1 pseudogene is annotated in these 637 nt (G+C 63.3%); it reads left to right on the top strand.

The features are described from left to right. Positions 1 to 121: 121 nt before the first annotated feature. Positions 122 to 637, top strand: a pseudogene (locus HC022_RS28260) (amidophosphoribosyltransferase); the annotation flags it as partial.

Below are 637 nucleotides of genomic sequence, written 5' to 3'. Positions count from 1 at the left end.
GCCTCTTCACATTGCTGTCAGGCACTCCATATGGTTCAGAGGAATAAGATGTTTTCGTGACACTTCCCTTCCGAGGTCTTAAAGAGACCGCATCTCCCATATTCAGGATTCGGAGCTGCCCTTGTCCGAGCGCACCCTGCACCCCGCTAATCCCTTTGATTCCGACGATCTGGAAGGAGACAAGCTGCACGAGGAATGCGGCGTCTTCGGCATCCTCGGCGTCGCGGACGCGGCGAACTTCGTGGCCCTAGGGCTGCACGCCCTGCAACACCGCGGCCAGGAGGCGGGCGGTATCGTCTCCTACGACCCCGACGAGGGCTTCAACTCGGCCCGTCGCTTCGGCTACGTCCGCGACAACTTCACCAACGCCACCCTGATGAGGACGCTGCCCGGCGCGCTGGCCATCGGCCACGTGCGCTACTCGACCAGCGGCAAGAAGGGTGCGGTGATCCGCGACGTGCAGCCGTTCTTCGGCGAGTTTGCCATGGGCGGCGCCGCGATTGCCCACAACGGCAACCTCACCAACGCCATCCAGCTGCGCCGCGAGCTGATCGAGCGCGGCTCGATCTTCCAGAGCTCGTCGGACAGCGAATGCATCATCCACCTGATGGCGCGTTCCATGGGCCGCACCATCCCC

This window comes from Salipiger sp. HF18 (assembly GCF_011806505.1).
In the GTDB taxonomy this organism is placed as follows: Bacteria; Pseudomonadota; Alphaproteobacteria; order Rhodobacterales; family Rhodobacteraceae; genus Salipiger; species Salipiger thiooxidans.
Note: the sequence above shows the minus strand (reverse complement) of the source record. Positions and strands in the feature narration are given on the sequence as shown.